The organism is Ruoffia sp. FAM 26255, from assembly GCF_045528525.1.
Lineage (GTDB): Bacteria > Bacillota > Bacilli > Lactobacillales > Aerococcaceae > Ruoffia > Ruoffia tabacinasalis.
This window is the reverse complement of record NZ_JBGQQX010000137.1, coordinates 1-555: the sequence shown is the minus strand read 5'-3', so window position 1 is coordinate 555 and position 555 is coordinate 1. Positions and strand designations below refer to the sequence as shown.

General features: G+C 40.4%; 1 protein-coding gene. It reads left to right on the top strand.

Annotated features, from left to right (window positions below):
- Positions 1-65: 65 nt before the first annotated feature.
- Positions 66-555, top strand: a 490-nt coding sequence (locus ACEN31_RS11610; RefSeq protein WP_407095145.1) for an IS30 family transposase, incomplete at its 3' end; no start/stop codon positions are given.

Here is a 555-nt window from a genome sequence, read left to right as displayed (position 1 = left end):
AGAAACCCATAACAGGTTCGTGTAAAATGTTAGTAATGACAAAAACATAAACACGGAGGTCTGTTATGAGCTACACACATCTTACCATAGAGGAACGTTCAAAAATAGAAATACTCTATCAAGAAGGCTATAAAATTAATCGCATTGCTCAATTAATCGGGCGCCATCGGTCAACGATTTATCGAGAACTTAAACGATGCCCTTCAGATCAATACCAAGCTCAGGATACCCATGAAGGTGCCAATCAACGTGCACGTCTTAAGGGTAGAAATCCTAAGTACACGGTCGAGCTACTTAAAGACATTCAAGATAAATTAGAACGTACATGGTCACCTGAACAAATTGTTGGACGAGATTATCAGGGGAAAATTTCCTTTAAATCCATCTATAACTGGATTTACCAAGATATCTTAAAGGTGCCCCTAACGGTCTTAAGACACAAAGGAAAAAGTCGAGAGCCTCAAGAAACGCGAGGAAAGTTTAATATCGGCACTCCCATCTCAAAACGCCCCAAATCTGTGAAGAATCGAAAAGAGTTCGGGCATTGGGAACTCG